Source organism: Desulfobulbus rhabdoformis, from assembly GCF_016919065.1.
GTDB classification, from domain to species: Bacteria; Desulfobacterota; Desulfobulbia; order Desulfobulbales; family Desulfobulbaceae; genus Desulfobulbus; species Desulfobulbus rhabdoformis.
This window is the reverse complement of sequence record NZ_JAFFQA010000012.1, coordinates 16,657-33,897: the sequence shown is the minus strand read 5'-3', so window position 1 is coordinate 33,897 and position 17,241 is coordinate 16,657. Positions and strand designations below refer to the sequence as shown.

Sequence of the window (17,241 nt, the reverse complement as noted above, 5' to 3'; positions counted from 1 at the left end):
AGAGAGCTGATGGCAAACGGTTCTTTTTCTCTCTCAAGCCATACCCGGTTGGAGATGATTGATGTAACCGCCGAGTTACAGAAGATTGTGCGGGAACAAGCCATAGACAGCGGTGTGCTCTATGTGTATAACCCGCACACAACCGCTGGCCTGCTCATCAACGAAGGGGCTGATCCAGATGTGCAGCGCGATCTTTTAGGGGCGCTCCAAAAAATTGTACCTGCCAATTACCTCTACCGACATGCAGAGGGCAATTCTCCGGCCCATCTGATGACGGCCATGACCGGAACCTCTGTTCAAATTTTTATCGAACAGGGACAACTTCAGCTTGGTACCTGGCAGCGGGTCTTTTTCAGTGAATTTGACGGGCCTCGAAGCCGCAAACTCTGGTGGAAAATTCTTGCCGGATAACCTTTCTCTTGATTAAGGAAACATTATGTTTTTTGGACTCGACCGCGAGACAGATGAACGCTCGCTTGCTGAATTTCTGCAACATTTCAGTGATGAACGCCTGACCAAGGTCCTCATCCCCCGCATGAGTGAAGAGGAGATCAATCAGGTTGTCGATCTGCTGGGCATTATCATGAAAAACAACCTCAGCGAGAACGAGTACCACAGCCTTTTTCTCCATGAAGAGCATCACCATCACTGATCAGTCCAGCGCACGAAATCCAGGGGATCTTAAGTAACCCAATCATTTCAGCCCCTCCAGCTCTACAGGACACCTACTCCCATGCCACCGCTTGTTAATTTGCGTAGTTTTCTCAATCTCCTTAAGGCAAACAATCAGCTTTTAACCATTGATACGCCGGTTGATCCCCATTTGGAGATTGCAGAAATTCATCGCCGGGTCATTGCCCAGGGGGGGCCAGCCCTCCTCTTCACCAATGTACAAAACTCCCAATTCCCGGTGGTGACCAACCTTTTTGGGACTGCCGATCGACTGGAGATGGCTTTTGGTAAACGCCCGGTCAATTTTGTTCAAGGGCTCGTGGACATGGTCGAACATTCCATGCCTCCAACAGTTAAGAGCCTGTGGGAGGCGCGCGGCCTGTTCACCCAAGGGCTGAAAGTAGGCCTGAAATCCAGCAAAACGGCTCCCATTTTAGAATGCTGCCAGCGCCCTGCCCGTTTGACAGAGCTTCCCATGCTGACCTCCTGGCACTCCGATGGTGGTCCCTTTGTGACCCTGCCGCTGGTCTACACTGAGCACCCTGTAGATCATGGCCACAACCTGGGGATGTACCGTATTCAGCGCTACGATGATACCACCACCGGCATTCACTGGCAGATCCATAAGGGAGGTGGGTTCCATTATCACGCGGCTGAAAAGCTGAACCAGTCATTACCCATGACCCTCTATATCGGTGGCCCGCCTGCACTCATGCTCTCGGCCATTGCCCCCCTGCCGGAAAATATTCCGGAATTAATTCTGGCCTCGCTCCTCCAGGGGGAGAAGCTGCGCATGGCCGATGATCCCTATGGAGGACACCGGCTGGTTGCAGAGGCCGAATTTGCCATTAAAGGAGTGGTACAACCGCATATTCGTCGCCCTGAAGGGCCGTTCGGCGATCATTACGGCTACAACTCACTGCAGCACGATTACCCTGTTTTCCAGACAACGCACCTCTACCACCGGAAAGATGCCATTTACCCTGCGACTGTTGTGGGACGCCCCAGACAGGAAGATTTTTTCATTGGGGATTTTCTCCAGGAACTGCTTTCGCCGCTCTTTCCCCTGGTAATGAAGGGCGTACTCCAACTCAAGACCTTTGGTGAGACTGGCTTCCACTGTCTGGCCGCCGCCCGCGTAGCCGATCGCTATCCACGCGAGGCCTTTGCTGCGGGCCTGCGGGTTCTCGGCGAAGGACAGCTTTCGCTCACCAAATTTCTTCTGGTGACCGACGGTGAACTCAATGTCGAAGATTTCCCCCGGCTCTGGCAGCACATTCTTGAGCGCATTCACTGGGATCGAGACCTCTTTGTTTTTGCCAATGTTTCCCAGGATACGCTTGACTATACCGGCCCCTCGGTGAACAAAGGTTCCAAGGCGATGATGCTCGGTCTCGGCGAGAAGGTCCGTGAGCTCCCCAGAGAATTCACGGGCTCGCTTCCTGAGGGCTGCATCCGCCCCAATCCCTACCTCCCTGGCACCTTGGTTGTCGAAGGAAACACCTACGAGCAGGATCCGAAACTGGCTGAGAAACTGGCCCAATTTGAAGGGATCCGCCAGTGGCCGGTCATTCTCCTGGTCGATTCAACCAGTGAGGCAACCTGTTCTCTCCAGGAGTTTCTCTGGACCTTTTTCACCCGTTTTGAGCCGGCAAACGACATCCACGGCAATACACAGACACTGCACCGCTTTCATGTGGGCCTTGAGCCGCCCATCGTTTTTGACTGCCGCATGAAACCCTGGTACACGGACGTGCTTGAGGTCGATCCTGCTACTAAGGCACTGGTGGACGAAAAGATCACCACTATGCTGCCGCGGCAGTACTGGGGATAAGACAGCCTCAAAGGCTTAGAGATGGAGTAATGGAAGAACGTTTGCAAAAAATACTGGCCAAGGCCGGTATCGCCTCCCGCCGTGGTTCGGAGCAACTTATTCGAGATGGTCGTATCACGGTGAACGGGCGCCCCATAACAGAGCTTGGTTTCAAGGCTGACCCGGCAAAAGATACCATCACCTTTGACGGAAAACCGCTTACATTTGAGCACAAGGTCTATGTGCTGTTGAACAAACCAGCTGGCTACGTGACGACCCTCGCAGACCCGCAGGGACGTCCCATTGTTTCAGATCTGTTGCAGGATTTCCCAGAACGTCTCTTTCCGGTGGGGCGGCTTGATCTGGATACCGAGGGTGCCCTTTTGATGACCAACGACGGAGAACTGGGCAACACCATTCTCCATCCGCGTTATGAGGTTAAAAAGACCTATGAGGCCTGGGTAGCGGGATTTCCTTCAGCAAAGGAACTTGGTCGGCTTGAACGCGGCATTGAGATTGATGGTGTTCGTACCCGACCGGCCCAGATACGGGTGTTGAAACGAGACAAAAACCAGAGCCTTGTTGAGGTGATTATCCACGAGGGAAAAAAACGGCAAGTGCGTAAAATGTTTCAGGCTATCGATCACCGGGTCATTCATCTCAAACGAACGGCCTACGGGAAGCTCCGTTTAGGCAGCCTGGCTAGGGGAAAATACCGAATTTTGACCATAAACGATCTAAAAAAAATATTTTCACAGAAAATACCCTTTACAATCAAAAACATACTTGCTTAAATTTCAACAGCCTCCTGAAAGCAGTTCTTTTTACCGATGGCACATATGCACCATCTTTCAGGTGAGGAACCGAACCTTTTTCAGGGTATCTTGAATAATTAGATTTTTCAATCAAGGTCAAGGATTGTAAAAAATTTTACACAGGCATATAATTGATATTCCGAGGATAAAATTTTAAACATGACGCAGAAATTGGTAGAAAAAGCAATTATCCAAGATTCCCTTCAGTCAATTCTTAGTGGAGCTTGCGGGGAGAGACAGGTATGAACAAATCCGAGTTAATTGAAGCCCTGGCCGAAGCGATGAATATTCCAATTCGTGAGGCCTCCTCGATAACCAACACCATTATCGAGACGATGAGCGATGCTCTTGCCCGAGGGGAATCTATAGAAATTCGTGGATTTGGCAGCTTTGTCGTCAAAGAATACTCCTCGTACACAGGGCGTAATCCCAAGACCGGGGAGAAAATTCAGGTTAAGCCGAAAAAACTTCCCTTCTTCAAGGTCGGAAAGGACCTTCGCGAACAGGTGAATCGTCAAGGCGGATGAGTTCATCCGCCATTTTCCTCATCTTCCAGCAGATCGACTTCTTCAGCAACGAGATCATAGGTATGCGCCTCGGTGATACGAAGCTCCACAATGTCACCGGGGTTAAACTGCCCTGAGGTAATATAGACACACCCGTCTATATCCGGGGCCTGATAACGGGTTCTTCCTTCAAGCAGAAGCTCGCTCTCCTCACTGATCCCTTCCACCAGAACAGGCTCTATCCTGACGACATAGCGCTGCAATCGTTCTCTGCTGATATCAGCCTGAATCGACATAACCTGCTCATATCGAACGGCTTTTTCCTGGTCTTCAATCTTTCCAGGCAGGAGTGCGGCCGCACTCCCCTCTTCGTCCTGATATTGAAAAACACCGACATGGTCCAGCTGCCAGCGCTTAAGCGCCTCCAGCATGATCTCGACATCCTCCTTGGTTTCTCCGGGAAAACCGACCATGAGAGTCGTTCTCAGCACGCAGTCAGGAAGATAGCTGCGGATACGGGTGATTAAACCATCAAGCAATGCGGTGCCATAGGGACGATTCATATTTTGCAGGACCGAATCGCTTACATGCTGAAAGGGCACATCCAGGTAGGGAAGAATGCGTGCATTTTCGGCCATGAGCTGCAGCAGCTCATCGCTCACTCCTGAAGGGTAGGCATAGAGCAGACGCAACCAGGGTATCGAGGTCTCGCTGAGTAAGGCTTCAAGCAGTCGAACCAGGGTTTCCCCATTCTGTAAGTCTGTTCCGTAGGCGGTCAGATCCTGTGCGATCAGACACAGCTCCCGGACTCCTGTCTGTTCTAGCGCCTGAGCCTCCCTTACCAGGTCAGCAATCTCCCTACTCCTCAGTGGCCCACGAATGGAGGGAATCATGCAATAGGTGCAGCGATTATCGCAGCCTTCGGTAATTTTAAGAAAGGATCGAAAAAAAGGAGTGCTTATGCTCCGCGCATAGCTGCTGTCCATCAAAAAGTTTGCCGCACCTGGCGCGGTAATAAGGCGGGGGCCGTTCGTTTCTTCAGCAAGCAGCCTGTCGATGCCAGGGAAGTCGTCCAGCCCGATGAAGAGGTCGACCTCAGGTAGCTCCTCCAGAAGAGCTGTACCGTAACGCTGGACCATGCAGCCGGTGACAACGAGCCGGGTTCCTGGCTTTGCCTCTTTGTACTCTGCCATTTCCAGTATGGTATCAACGGCTTCTTCGACTGCAGGCTGAATGAAGCCACAGGTATTGACCACAATCACCTCGGCCTCCTCTGGCGTATCGGTCAGGATGTAGCCGGCATGCTCAAGTGAGGCAAGCATCACCTCGGTATCAACCAGATTCTTGGGGCAGCCAAGACTGACTATAAAGACATTATTCATCAGAGTGTACCTTTATGGACGGAGGAAACAAGCAGTGACAGGACCTGCCGGGAAAAACTGCGGAAGGATTTTCGCCGGTAGCCTGCCTCCCAGGTATCGCCAAAGAGTTCATCGGAGACGAGAAAGACACTCCCCAGCAGCACCTGACGATACCTGGCGACTGCTTCCAGGGCTGTGTATTCCATATCAACGGCGAACACCCCCTGTTCTGGGTACTCATGCACCTTACGGCGTGTTTCACGATACAGGGCATCAGTTGTCCAGACCCCTCCCGTTTTCGGGCTGTATTGCGCCTTTTCAAGTAGAGCCTGCAGCCGATGTCGCAGGAGCGGATCAGTGGTATGCTTTGTGGGGTAATGGGAAGACGTTCCCTCTTCACTGAGCCCGAATTCGGGGAGGAAGAGCTCTCCAATGCGAAGCTTTGGGGAGAGCGCCCCGCACCATCCATAGACTACAATCCTACGTGCTCCAAGGGCAATGAGTTTTTCCAGGCAGATGGCAGCCATGGGAGCACCGACAGCAGGTCCTGCCAGAAAAAACTGATCGTTATAAAAGAGTTGGGAGTTAAAGAAAAATTGACGTTTCAAGCCATATTCTTTGACAAGGCCGGGGATTGTTGCCTGCTCGGAAGGGTTGGGAAGGAGAAGACCGGTCGGCGGCAACATGGGCTCATTTTTTTCGCGGCGTGGTGAAATGAGGACATCATCCATAGAGCAGCACCAATAAAAAAAGGGCTGCGGCATAGAACCGCAGCCCTTTACAGGGATAAATCCCTAACGACTTTTTATTACAGTCCGAGCGCAGCCTTGAAGGGGTTTGCGTAGAGCAGAATAAAAGCGATAACCAGACCATAAATGGCGATGGACTCACAAAGGGCCATACCAAGGATCATGGTGGTGGTGATAGCACCTTTTGCTTCCGGGTTGCGAGCAACACCGTCACAAGCGCCACGCAGACCGTTACCCATACCGATACCTGCACCGAAACCGGCCAGACCGATGGAAAGAGCTGCGCCGATACAAATCAGACCGAAAGTAATTGTATTCATTTTTGTGTCCTCCGTACTACTTTAGTTTATATGTTGGCCTTCTTCTCCGTTGGAACGGAACTTTATAAGCAAATTAATGGGCGTGTTCCATGGAACCTGCGCAGTAAAGCAGGGCCAGCAGAACAAAAACCACCGCCTGAATCAGGGAAACCAGCACACCCAGGCAGAGGATTGGCAACGGCGCAAAGAATGCACCGGCCAGCATGAACAGAACACCAAGCAGAACCTCTTTGGCAAGGATGTTACCAAAAAGACGCATGGAGAGTGAAATCAGACGGGCAAAGTTACTGATAACCTCAAGCAGGAACATGAACGGTGCCAGTACCGGGCTCGGCCCCATGAAATGTTTGTAGTACTTGAATCCGTGATATTTGAACCCCAGGAAGTGGTGGGTCAACCAGACGATAATGGTCATCGCCAGGGTAATATTCAAGCTGGAGGTCGGAGACATGAAACCGGGAATCAAACCGATCATGTTGGCGATAACGATGTAGAAAAAGAAAGTTGCCATCATGGGAAACAGCATTTTCGCACCTTTCTCACCAAGGTTCTCGGTGCAGAAGTCCATTACGCCGCCCACGGTTACTTCCCAGAAGTTCTGCCCGCTCCCCGGGACCATTTCCAACTTGCCCATGGTCAACTTGGGAACGATGATCAGAAACGCCATGACCATCCATGTATAGGTCATATAGGGTTCACAGATCTTTTCCAGGAGGGTAGCTCCAACCGGTGTATGGGGTACCGGCAGCCCTAACGCCTCAAGAATTAATGAAATAAATAATATCGGATGTTCCATGACCTACACTCTCCTCACGCTTTGCTTGGCAACCAGCACTTGTATGTGCTCAAGCCGATAATGACAACACTAACCATAACCGTGGTAAGCCCCAGAGTCAGCCCGATCACGTTGATCGGTACTCTGCCAGCCACCGCGAATAACAACAACCCAAGAACAATCAGCCTGGCAAACGAACGCAGAAAAAAACGTGTTTTTTCCGTATGCACAACCATGCCAGCCTCTGCCTGACTTATTTTCTGCATCAGCCGCTGCGTATCCCTTTTCAGGAGCCAGAAGCTCCCGTTGACAAGGATGCCGCCTAGTAGCATTGATTGCGCAAATTGCCAGTTATAGAGCCACCAGCCGACAGCAGCCATGGCTCCCAGCAGCAGCCAGCTCAGCGCCATCACCTGGCGCAGCATTCCATCTTCTGGCTCTGCCTGGGAAGAACTGGTTGTTGGTACGTGCTCATTCATCTTCTATTTTCCGGGTCAGTTCCCAGAGATTTTTGAATCCGGCTGTAATGCCAAGGCCCAAAAATATAAACGTTAAGTAGGGAGAGGTTTTTCCCCCAAACACCTTGTTATCAAGAGCCCAACCAATGCCAAAGCCAATAATGATGGAAAAAGCAAAGGTCATTCCGACTTGGGAGTAGACGGCCAGTTGCCTGAACATCTCCCTACGCTCGTCTGACATGGTACGCCTCACGAACATTCACCGGGACTTGACAATCGCAGCTACAGGTAGCATGCGCAACCGGCAAACGCAATAATTTTTTAACTAATCCATCAATTTTTTGAATGATGATTCAGTCAGATTCAATGCTTTTTCCAGATGGCTCCGTTCGTGGGCCGCAGAAACAAAGGATGCCTCGAACTGTGATGGAGCCAGCCAGACCCCACCAGCCAGCATTTCCCTGTAATATTTTCCATAGAGCTGGGTGTCTGCTGTCATGGCAGAGGTAAAATCGCAAACCGGCTGATCGGTAAAGAAGCAGGTCATCAGCGAGCCAATGCGGTTCAGGGTGAGAGGAACGGGCGCCTGAGCGACCAGCCGCTCCATCTCCGCACCAAACCAGGCGCTGGTCTCTTCCAGTTTTTCGTAAAATCCTGGGGTACGAATGATTTTGAGCATGGCCACCCCCGCAGCCATGGCCAGCGGGTTGCCCGAGAGGGTACCAGCCTGATAGACAGGCCCATCAGGCGCTACCATCTCCATGATCTCTCGTTTGCCACCGTACGCCCCCACAGGCAGCCCACCGCCGATAATTTTTCCCAGGCAGGTCAGATCCGGCAAAATGCCAAAACGCTCCTGGGCACCGCCCAGGGCCATACGGAAGCCTGTGATGACCTCATCAAAGATAAGAACAATGCCAAGCTCTGCGGTAAGCTCGCGCAGTCGCGTAAGAAAGGCCATCTCAGGGACGACAACACCCATGTTTCCGGCAACCGGCTCGACAATGACGCAGGCGATATCAAGCTCTCCGTCTCGCAGGGTTTTCTCAAGCACCTCGATGTCATTGTAAGGGATGGAAAGCGTGTTTTTAACGATATCCTCCGGCACCCCAGGGCTACCCGGTATACCAAGAGTAATGACCCCGGAACCGGCCTTCACGAGGAAAGAGTCGGCATGCCCATGGTAACAGCCATCAAATTTGATGACCATTTTTCGCCCGGTATATCCGCGCGCAAGGCGGATAGCACTCATGGTCGCCTCGGTACCGGAGTTGACAAAACGTACTTTTTCAAGGGACGGCACACTTGCACAAACCAGTTCCGCCAGTTCTATTTCCTGGGCACAGGGCGCGCCAAAGCTGGTTCCAAGCGGGGCCGCCTCAGTGATTGCGGCAACGACCTCAGGCCTGGCATGCCCGGCGATCATCGGCCCCCAGGAGCCAACAAAATCAATAAATTCATTCCCATCCACATCGGTGACCGTACACCCTGTTGCTTTTTGCACAAAGAGAGGATCACATCCCACAGATCGGCAGGCACGCACCGGCGAGTTGACGCCTCCGGGAATAAGCGTTTTGGCTTGAATAAAGAGTTTGGCCGAACGATCTGTTTTCATGGGGTGCCTCCAGCGGGTCATGGGCATATGGACGAGTTATTCTCTAAGCGGTCTTATATAGCACGGTCTTTTTTTGAATGTCAAAAGCAAAAAGTTTCATGGCTTTTGAGCCTTGACAGGAGACTATTGATGTCCATTTTTTTCCTTGTCACTAGGATAGAGGCAAGGTAGAATGGTTGCCGATGCAACTAACCATTACATAACCATTGAAAATTTCATCGATTTTCCCCTCTTTCAATGGACGCCCAAAAGGAGAATAAAAGATGGCAAGTGAAAAGGTAGTGCACATTTCCGACAGTGAGTTTGACAGTGATATCGTAGGCAATTCGCTTCCCTGTCTGGTTGATTTCTGGGCGCCCTGGTGCGGACCCTGTAAAGCTATCGGTCCGGTTATAGAAGAGTTGGCTGAAGAATTTGATGGTAAGGTCGTCATTGCCAAGATGAATGTTGATGACAACCCTTCCACCCCAGGGAAATTTGGCATTCGTGCCATCCCGACCCTTATCCTGTTCAAGGGCGGGGAAGTCGTTGATCAAATCACTGGAGCAGTCGGGAAATCCCAGCTGCAGGACCTGATCAATAAAGCCCTCTAATTTTTTTTCCTACTCGGCACGTCCCTTTCTTGCAATGCATCGGGGGACGTGTCTTCTTTTTTCGGTCTACACATGCAACAGGCACAGTATCAGCTGATTATTGTAGGCGGTGGTCCGGCTGGCCTGACGGCCGGGTTGTATGCGGCCCGTGGTCGGCTCAGCGTTCTTCTCGTGGAAAAAGGCGCCACCGGTGGTCAGGTTCTGGTTACCGACTGGGTCGATAATTACCCGGGCTTTGCCGACGGGGTTTCTGGCTTTGACTTGATGGATAAAATGACGGCTCATGCCGATCGTTTTGGTCTTGAAAAACGTTTTGCCACGATTGCCTCACTGGATCTTGCCGGTGATATTAAAACCATCACCCTGGAAAACGGGGAGCAACTGACGGCAAAAAGTGTCATTATCTGTACCGGTGCAAAACCCCGCAAACTTGGCATTCCAGGTGAGTACGAATATGCAGGCCGGGGAGTTTCCTACTGCGCCACCTGTGATGGCCCCTTTTACCGCAATCAGGAGATCGCCGTTGTCGGTGGGGGCAACACTGCCATACAGGAAGCACTGCACCTCACCAAGTTCGCCTCCAAGGTGACAGTTATTCATCGACGCGGTGAACTGCGGGCCACAAAAATTCTGCAGGAAAAAGCGTTTTGCAACGAAAAAATCGAGTTCCTCTGGAATACCCAGGTTCTTGAAATTCACGGATCGAAAAACACAGGTGTGGAAGATCTGGTGCTCCAACACTTCAATAATGACCAGTCTATCCTGAAGGTTACCGGTATCTTTGTCCTCATTGGCATCGCCCCGAACACCGAGATCCTGCCCATGCGACAACTCAAAAGTGACGAATCGGGCTTTCTGATCACCGACGAAGAGATGGCAACCTCCATTCCCGGGGTTTTTGCGGCCGGTGATATTCGCAGCAAACGCTCCCGCCAAATCGTCAATGCCGCCGGTGAAGGTGCAGTTGCCGAGCTCTCTGTCGAGCATTACCTTGGCAACCAGGCCCCGGATCAACCTTTAAATTGCAGCGAATAGAGGACTTATATGCCCGTGTCGCCACCATCATCCAGAAACCACGCATCCCTCTCACAGCTTGTGCTAAGCGCGTTGCTTGTTACCACACTTCTGCTCTCTGGCTGTTCAACTTTCAGCGGCATGTTCAGCAAGGTGACCTTTGGCGAAGAGGAAGAGCCCAAGTCCCTGCCTCCCGAAACACTCATCACCCAGGGGATGAATGCCTATAACACGGGAGAGTACCAGGAAGCACTGGAGCGTTTTAAAAAGATTCTGGACGAGCACCCTTTCAGCTCTCAGGCCATGCTCGCCGAGTTGAAGGCGGCGGATGCGCATTACTACAATAAACAATATGCGGAGGCCAAAGTACTCTACAAGGCCTTCGGGGAGCACCATCCCACCAACGAGGCCATCCCCTATGTTATGTTTCAGATCGGCATGTGTGATTACAATCGCTCCGATCGCATTGACCGCGATATTTCCGGTCCCCAGGATGCGATCAAATCATTTACTCGCTTGATCAATGCCTACCCTCAGTCTCCTTATGCCAAGGAGGCAAAGACTAAAATTCATGATGCCAAAGAATTTCTCGTCAACCATGAGTATATGGTCGCGGTCTTCTACACTCGGACAGAGCGTTACGATCAAGCCATGCATCGTCTCAAATATTTGCTGGCCATGTATCCTGATTCCGCACTGGCCCCCAAGGCTAAATCATTGCTGAAAAAACTGGAGGCAGGCGAGCCCCCTTCCTGGGGAATGAGCCGCTGGCTGCCTGAGTTCATGACCAAGTCTCCCGACGAGCGTCTCCAGGAAGCGCAGGAACGTGAGGAGGCCGAGGCTCAGGAAAACATCAGCCAGCAGCAGGAAGAAAAACAGCGAGGGCCTGATATAGCCCAGTAAAGCAGGTATTTTTTCCAAGAACTTTAGGGAATTTTGAATAATTGCTTTTTCTTCCAATCTCCCGGAGTCTGACGCTTACCTCGTTGTGCTCAAAATTTTATCCTCGGAATATCAGGTATATACCTGTGGTAAAATTTTGAACATGCCTTGACCTTGATTGAAAAATCTAATTATTCAAGACACCCTTTATATGGCTCAACCCGCAATCGCGAGTTGGGCCATAACTTTTTCAAGCAACTCAGGCAGCTCTCCTTCGTTCAGGAACAAACAGCAGTCAGCCCGCTCATCCTCCTGCGGACGTTCAAAACTTGTCTGCTGATGGACATAAATTTCCCAACGGCCATCAGAGACGGCCCCTCTGTCCGCAGCACGAATGGCAAGACGTCTCTTGGTCTCTTCCTCGGAACAATAACAGTAGAAAAAAAGAGCCTCAGCCCCTATCTGCTCGGCGGCCTGACGAACAGCGTCCCTATCAGCCCGCTTTGCATAGGAGCCGTCAAGAACCACCATACCCGCTCCACCAGCAATGTCTTTTTGAGCGCGCTCAAGCATGGCCGCATAGGTTTTTGCTGAGAGTTCCGGAGAGTAGATCCCCTGATCAATACCATCGGGACGTTTATCCGTTACCTCCAACCCGGCAAGTTCTTTCCGTACCCGGTCAGTGTTATAATACGGGAGTCCCTGTTGCTCTGCCCATCGCATGGCTAGCGTCGATTTGCCCGAGGCGGTCATTCCCAAAAAAATGACCAGCCTCGGCTTCCGGATTGTTTGTGTCTCACTCATGGGTATAGCGTTCCGCCAGACGGAAATACTGAGCGGCCTGCTCGGTACAGCTTTTTTGTACCTCAGCGGGTACGGCAGGGTCAGCAGCGGTGAACAACCCTATTTTGCCGCGCACATAGGCCCGGTAACATTTGTAAAAATTAAGCATCCCGGGCAACCCTTCATCCCCGGTGCGTGCACAGAACTCCTGGATGAAGAAGGCGGAGAGTTCTTCAAGCCCATTAAGATCCAGGTCCATGGCGAGGAAGGCGACATCGCTGGTCACATCACTGTAGCGAAAACGCTGGTTAAACTCGATGCAGTCAAAAACATAGATATTGTCAGCCAGGCAGATATTTGCCGAATAGAGATCACCGTGACAATCACGGATATAACCACCATCAATTCTCTTTTGGAACAACTCAGGCTGGTCAAGGATCCCACGCGCATAGGTTGAGATGGCGTCAAACTGTTCTTGAGTCAGAGCCCCCTGGCCGATAAAGCCTTCAGTCTGTTCAAAATTTTCAAGTACGTTCACGCCCACGGCATCGGCCGTCCCGAATTGGGCAATCTCTGAACCGCCTTCGGCTTTTTGATAAAAATCAGCGAGGATATCGACCAGGGCACGGAGGTGTTCACGGCTGAGTTCTCCACGTTTCATCACCTTTTGCATCATCTGTTCTTCGGGCATGCGGGCCATCTTGACCCCATATTCAACAACCTCTCCGCTCCCGTTCAGTGCGAAGTTTCCCCCACCCTCATCGGTCACCGTGACCAGATCCAGATAAATATCCGGGCAAAGCCTGCGATTAAGCAACAGCTCCTGTTCACAGCAATGGTGACGTTTGCTCAAATCGGAAAAATCCAAAAATCCAAAGTTGACCGGTTTCTTGAATTTATAGACAAAATCACCTGCAAGCAGAACAGAGGAAATATGCGTCTGAACCAGTTCGACCTTTTCTACTGGATGCTCATAACATTCGGGCTTTAAGAGTGTTTGAATAAATTGCGGTAGGCTTTCGTTACTCATTGCGAATTCTCCAGCCACCAACGACGGCAGCATATTGTATAGATGAACTTTCAGCGGGGCGACAAATTGGTTTCAGACGCGAGCGCGAGCGTTTTTTCGGCTGTTGCGCCAACCCGCCAGTTTCAAGGGACGTTCCCATACACTCCAAGGCTTCGCCTCGTTGGGGAGACCTTGGTTGTAGCGACGTGTGGGATCAAGAAAAGAAGCTTGATCAAATCCTAATGGATTTGTAACACAGCACACGATGAGGGGAGGGAATGACACAATATTTCATTCAACATCCTCCTCTGCGGTGAAAGGGGCTTCTATAAAAACAATAAGTTAGAATCGATGCAAGTCCGTTTTTTCGTTTTTCCGGCATGCCCCACCCTGTTTCATTTTGCCACTATCTTGATGATTCGCTGACTTAACCGTAGGCTTTTTTTGCATAAAAATAGCCTCTCACCGTTGCAACACGCGCCTCGGCGACGTATATTCTCTACCATTTTGCACAAACTCTCAACTTATCCATTCTTTTTTCTCAGCCACAGGTACAGCAGTCATGAACTCCAGCTTGAAGCTAAAAATCGGGCTAGTCATCTCCCTCCTCTTCTTTTCGGCCTTGGCATTGCTGCCATCGGTCACCAATGATCTGCCCAGTTGGTGGAAAAAATACATGGCCCCGGCCGGACTGAAACTTGGTCTGGATCTGCAGGGTGGCATGCACATCGTGTTACAGGTCGATCTGGAAAAGGCTGCGGAGAACTCGCTCGACCTTGCCGCCTCCGACTTTAAGGCCGCCCTTGCCGATAAAAATATCAATGCGGTACGCATGGATTCGGCAGATGCCAAGTCTGTACTCTTCACCCTGCCCAATACAGGTGCGGTCACTGCGGTCGAGGACATCCTGGCAGACAAATTTCCTAATCTCGATGCCCAGGTTCAGGCCGAGGAAGGCAGTTTTCCCCGTGTCACCCTGAAACTCAAGCAGGACGAAATTGATTTCATTCGCAAGAATGCGGTCAACCAGTCGCTGGAGATCATCCGCAACCGTATAGATCAGTTTGGTGTTTCAGAGCCAGTCGTCGTCCGTCAGGGGGATAACCAGATCGTTGTCCAGCTCCCAGGGGTGAAAGATCCCAAGCGTGCCATGAGCCTCATTGGTCAGACAGCGCAGCTTGAGTTTAAACTGGTTGCCGATACCTCGAGCATTAACCTGGGACAACTTATTGCCGAAGCTAAAGATGCAGGCCAGTGGCAGGACGGAGAGAGCCGCAAACAACTCAACCTTGCCCTGCAAAATCGCCTGCCTCAGGGGACGGAAATCTACTTTGAGCGGGTCATCAACGAGCAGACCAAACGTGAGACCAAGGTGCCGATCCTGCTGGAGAGCCCGATTCTCATGACCGGCGAGATGGTGAAAAATGCGCAGGTTCGTATCGGCGGCACCTTCAATGAGCCCTATGTCAGCTTGGACCTTACCTCTCGTGGAGGCCAGGCCTTTGCCACGATCACCGAAAAAAACGTCCATCGTCGCCTGGCCATCGTGCTTGACAACATCGTGCGTTCCGCTCCGGTCATCCGCGAAAAAATTCTAGGCGGCAGTGCCCAGATCTCGGGTAATTTTACCCATAACGAGGCAACTGATCTTGCCATTGTCCTGCGTGTCGGCGCCCTGCCCGCACCGGTTGATATCATCCAAAACCTGACCGTTGGGGCCAGCCTCGGCCAGGATTCGATCAATAAGGGCATGTTCTCAGGCCTCCTTGGAGCCTGCCTGGTTATCGTCTTTATGATGTTTTACTACCGACTCTCCGGAGTGATAGCCAATGTGGGCCTGACGCTCAACATTCTGCTTCTCTTTGTCGGCCTGGCCATGCTCGGCTCTACGCTGACCCTGCCCGGTATTGCCGGTATCATCCTTTCCATTGGTATGGCGGTGGATGCCAACGTCCTTATTTATGAACGTATGCGTGATGAACTGACATTGGGTAAATCTGCGCGTGCAGGAGTTGACGGTGGCTTCACCAAAGCATTCTGGTCGGTCGTTGATGCCCAGGTAACGACCCTGATCACCGCTCTGGTCCTCTTTCTCTTTGGTACCGGACCAATCAAGGGCTTCGCCATTACCCTGACTCTGGGTATTATCTTCAACCTCTTCGCGGTCTTCTTTGTCTGCCGCCTGATCTACGATTCACTCTTCAGCCTCAAGAAGATCAAGAAACTCCATTTCCTCCAGCTCCTGCCAAAAACCAATATCGACTTCATGGGGCTGCGAAAAATCGCCTTTACCGTCTCAGGCGTTCTGGTGCTTCTTGGGCTTGTCGCCTTTGTCCAGATCTTCCGCGGTCATGCCAACATGGGCATCGACTTTTCCGGCGGCACCATGCTGCAATATAAAACCGAGCAGAATTTTGCCCTGCACGATGTGCGTACCGCTCTGAGCGAGGCGGGCTATGAAGGGATTGACCTGCAGCAGGTGACCAGCGAAAATCGTCTGATTGTCAAAATTAAAAAATCTGTTGCGAAAATCGGTGACCTCAGTGACCGAATCACCGATACCCTGCAGACCAAGGTTTCCAATGTCGGCTTTTCACTTGAGAGTAAATCAGAGATCGGCGCCTCGGTATCAGCAAACCTGCGGAGCAAGGCCATCATCTCCATTGGCCTCTCCATGCTCGGTGTTATTTTGTATCTCTGGCTCCGTTTTGATTTTCAGTTTGGTCTTGCAGCTACGGCAGCCACCTTTCATGATGTCTTGATCGTTCTGGGTATCTGTTGGCTGATGGATTTGGAGCTGACCCTGCTTATTGTCACCGCCCTTTTGACCCTGGCGGGCTATTCACTCAACGACACGGTTGTTATCTTTGATCGTATTCGTGAGAATATGGGAAAATTTGAAGACATGGAGCTGCATGAGCTTATCAACCTTTCCACCAACCAGGTGCTGGCACGCTCCATTATTACGGTGCTCACGGTCCTGATCACGGTTACCTGTCTCTACCTCTTTGGTGGGGCCAGTATCCATGACTTCTCGTTTGCCCTCTTGATTGGCCTTCTTGTTGGTACCTACTCTTCTATCTTTGTAGCCAGCCCCCTCTTATCCGTTGGGAGATCCCATACATGAGTTCTACACCGCAGTTACCTGAAAATTTTCAGCCCATCTCCGGCGAGCAAAAGATGAGCTTTGCCTGTCATCCCGGGGTGAGCTGTTTTACCGAGTGTTGTCGCGAGCTGGATTTAGCCCTGACCCCCTACGATGCCCTGCGCTTAAAAAACCATCTGGGAATCAAGTCAGCACAGTTTCTTGACCAGTACGTCATCATCGAATGGGAAGAAGGTCAGCTTTTTCCCACCTATTACCTGACCATGGTCGATGATGGCCGTGCCTCCTGTGTGTTTGTAAAGAACAACGGCTGCACCGTCTATGAGCACCGTCCTGGCAGCTGCCGCGCCTATCCGGTTGGAAGGGGTGCTGGTCGCCAGTCAAACGGGGAGACCATCGAATCGCTGGTCCTGATACAGGAGCCGCACTGCAAAGGCTTTGCTGAAGACCAGGTGCAAAGTGTCAGCGACTACCTCAAAGGCCAGGGACTTGAAACCTACAACCGCTTCAACGACGCGCTGCTGCCACTCATACAGCATCCAACAATTCAGAATGGCTCCTTTCGGCCATCACGCAAACAACTCGACCAGTACACCCTGGCGCTCTATGATCTGGATCAATTCCGCACCGATATGGCCGAAGGGATTATCAGCCTCAATAAGCCCCTCAATCCCCAACAGCTCGCTGCCCTCACTGGTGACGATGAAGAGTTGCTTCTCCTGGGGATTCGTTGGCTGATGCAGGAATTCTACGGCGAATAAGCGGGTCTT

At 51.5% G+C, this 17,241-nt stretch carries 19 protein-coding genes; 10 read left to right on the top strand and 9 right to left on the bottom strand.

Annotated elements, in window-relative coordinates:
- Window positions 1-9 precede the first annotated feature (9 nt).
- The 5 genes from JWJ90_RS08345 to JWJ90_RS08325 all read left to right on the top strand — a co-directional run bounded on the left by JWJ90_RS08345 (window position 10) and on the right by JWJ90_RS08325 (window position 3,827).
- Window positions 10-411 carry a secondary thiamine-phosphate synthase enzyme YjbQ gene (locus tag JWJ90_RS08345; protein ID WP_205226757.1) on the top strand — a complete coding sequence of 134 codons (402 nt, stop codon included), beginning with the start codon at window positions 10-12 and terminating at the stop codon, window positions 409-411.
- A 25-nt stretch (window positions 412-436) separates the two neighbouring features.
- Window positions 437-652, top strand: a complete 216-nt coding sequence (locus JWJ90_RS08340; protein WP_205226756.1) for a cytoplasmic protein — start codon at window positions 437-439, stop codon at window positions 650-652.
- 81 nt (window positions 653-733) lie between these two features.
- Window positions 734-2,506, top strand: coding sequence for a UbiD family decarboxylase (locus JWJ90_RS08335; protein ID WP_205226755.1), 1,773 nt, complete (start codon window positions 734-736; stop codon window positions 2,504-2,506).
- A gap of 29 nt (window positions 2,507-2,535) precedes the next feature.
- A complete protein-coding gene (locus JWJ90_RS08330) occupies window positions 2,536-3,279 on the top strand; it encodes a pseudouridine synthase (protein ID WP_205226754.1) in 744 nt (247 codons plus the stop codon).
- A 263-nt stretch (window positions 3,280-3,542) separates the two neighbouring features.
- Window positions 3,543-3,827, top strand: coding sequence for an HU family DNA-binding protein (locus JWJ90_RS08325; RefSeq protein ID WP_205226753.1), 285 nt, complete (start codon window positions 3,543-3,545; stop codon window positions 3,825-3,827).
- 2 nt (window positions 3,828-3,829) lie between these two features.
- Here JWJ90_RS08325 and rimO read toward each other — a convergent pair whose 3' ends face one another.
- The 7 genes from rimO to hemL all read right to left on the bottom strand — a co-directional run bounded on the left by rimO (window position 3,830) and on the right by hemL (window position 9,084).
- The gene (rimO, locus tag JWJ90_RS08320; protein ID WP_205226752.1) at window positions 3,830-5,188 is read right to left on the bottom strand and encodes a 30S ribosomal protein S12 methylthiotransferase RimO; all 1,359 of its coding nucleotides are present in this window, start codon (window positions 5,186-5,188) and stop codon (window positions 3,830-3,832) included.
- Window positions 5,188-5,898, bottom strand: a complete 711-nt coding sequence (locus JWJ90_RS08315) for a nucleoside phosphorylase (RefSeq protein ID WP_205226751.1) — start codon at window positions 5,896-5,898, stop codon at window positions 5,188-5,190. Before JWJ90_RS08315 ends, rimO begins: the two co-directional genes overlap by 1 nt.
- 77 nt (window positions 5,899-5,975) lie before the next feature.
- Complete coding sequence (gene atpE / locus JWJ90_RS08310; RefSeq protein WP_205226750.1) at window positions 5,976-6,236, bottom strand: ATP synthase F0 subunit C; 261 nt, start codon at window positions 6,234-6,236, stop codon at window positions 5,976-5,978.
- A gap of 73 nt (window positions 6,237-6,309) precedes the next feature.
- Entirely contained in the window at window positions 6,310-7,032 is a 723-nt protein-coding gene (atpB, locus tag JWJ90_RS08305) for a F0F1 ATP synthase subunit A (protein ID WP_205226749.1), read from the bottom strand.
- A gap of 14 nt (window positions 7,033-7,046) precedes the next feature.
- Window positions 7,047-7,490 carry an ATP synthase subunit I gene (locus JWJ90_RS08300; protein ID WP_205226748.1) on the bottom strand — a complete coding sequence of 148 codons (444 nt, stop codon included), beginning with the start codon at window positions 7,488-7,490 and terminating at the stop codon, window positions 7,047-7,049.
- Window positions 7,483-7,710: an AtpZ/AtpI family protein gene (locus JWJ90_RS08295; RefSeq protein WP_240194826.1), complete on the bottom strand. Its 228-nt coding sequence runs from the start codon at window positions 7,708-7,710 to the stop codon at window positions 7,483-7,485. The genes JWJ90_RS08300 and JWJ90_RS08295 overlap by 8 nt, the downstream gene beginning before the upstream one ends.
- An 84-nt stretch (window positions 7,711-7,794) precedes the next feature.
- Window positions 7,795-9,084: a glutamate-1-semialdehyde 2,1-aminomutase gene (hemL, locus tag JWJ90_RS08290; RefSeq protein ID WP_205226746.1), complete on the bottom strand. Its 1,290-nt coding sequence runs from the start codon at window positions 9,082-9,084 to the stop codon at window positions 7,795-7,797.
- A 263-nt stretch (window positions 9,085-9,347) separates the two neighbouring features.
- Here hemL and trxA point away from each other — a divergent pair, with 263 nt between their 5' ends.
- From trxA to JWJ90_RS08275, 3 genes are all read left to right on the top strand, one after another.
- On the top strand, window positions 9,348-9,677 hold the full coding sequence (gene trxA / locus JWJ90_RS08285) for a thioredoxin (RefSeq protein WP_205226745.1): 330 nt from the start codon (window positions 9,348-9,350) through the stop codon (window positions 9,675-9,677).
- Between the two features lie 72 nt (window positions 9,678-9,749).
- The gene (gene trxB / locus JWJ90_RS08280; RefSeq protein WP_205226744.1) at window positions 9,750-10,712 is read left to right on the top strand and encodes a thioredoxin-disulfide reductase; all 963 of its coding nucleotides are present in this window, start codon (window positions 9,750-9,752) and stop codon (window positions 10,710-10,712) included.
- Between the two features lie 9 nt (window positions 10,713-10,721).
- A complete protein-coding gene (locus tag JWJ90_RS08275; RefSeq protein WP_205226743.1) occupies window positions 10,722-11,594 on the top strand; it encodes an outer membrane protein assembly factor BamD in 873 nt (290 codons plus the stop codon).
- A 195-nt stretch (window positions 11,595-11,789) separates the two neighbouring features.
- Here the strand turns inward: JWJ90_RS08275 and JWJ90_RS08270 are convergent, their stop codons facing one another.
- Both JWJ90_RS08270 and JWJ90_RS08265 read right to left on the bottom strand, forming a co-directional pair.
- A complete protein-coding gene (locus JWJ90_RS08270) occupies window positions 11,790-12,377 on the bottom strand; it encodes a P-loop nucleotide/nucleoside kinase family protein (protein WP_205226742.1) in 588 nt (195 codons plus the stop codon).
- Window positions 12,370-13,386, bottom strand: a complete 1,017-nt coding sequence (locus tag JWJ90_RS08265) for a hypothetical protein (RefSeq protein WP_205226741.1) — start codon at window positions 13,384-13,386, stop codon at window positions 12,370-12,372. The genes JWJ90_RS08270 and JWJ90_RS08265 overlap by 8 nt, the downstream gene beginning before the upstream one ends.
- Window positions 13,387-13,927: 541 nt before the next feature.
- Here JWJ90_RS08265 and secD point away from each other — a divergent pair.
- Window positions 13,928-16,492 carry a protein translocase subunit SecD gene (gene secD / locus JWJ90_RS08260; protein ID WP_205226740.1) on the top strand — a complete coding sequence of 855 codons (2,565 nt, stop codon included), beginning with the start codon at window positions 13,928-13,930 and terminating at the stop codon, window positions 16,490-16,492.
- Window positions 16,489-17,232, top strand: coding sequence for a YkgJ family cysteine cluster protein (locus tag JWJ90_RS08255; RefSeq protein WP_205226739.1), 744 nt, complete (start codon window positions 16,489-16,491; stop codon window positions 17,230-17,232). The genes secD and JWJ90_RS08255 overlap by 4 nt, the downstream gene beginning before the upstream one ends.
- Window positions 17,233-17,241: the final 9 nt, after the last annotated feature.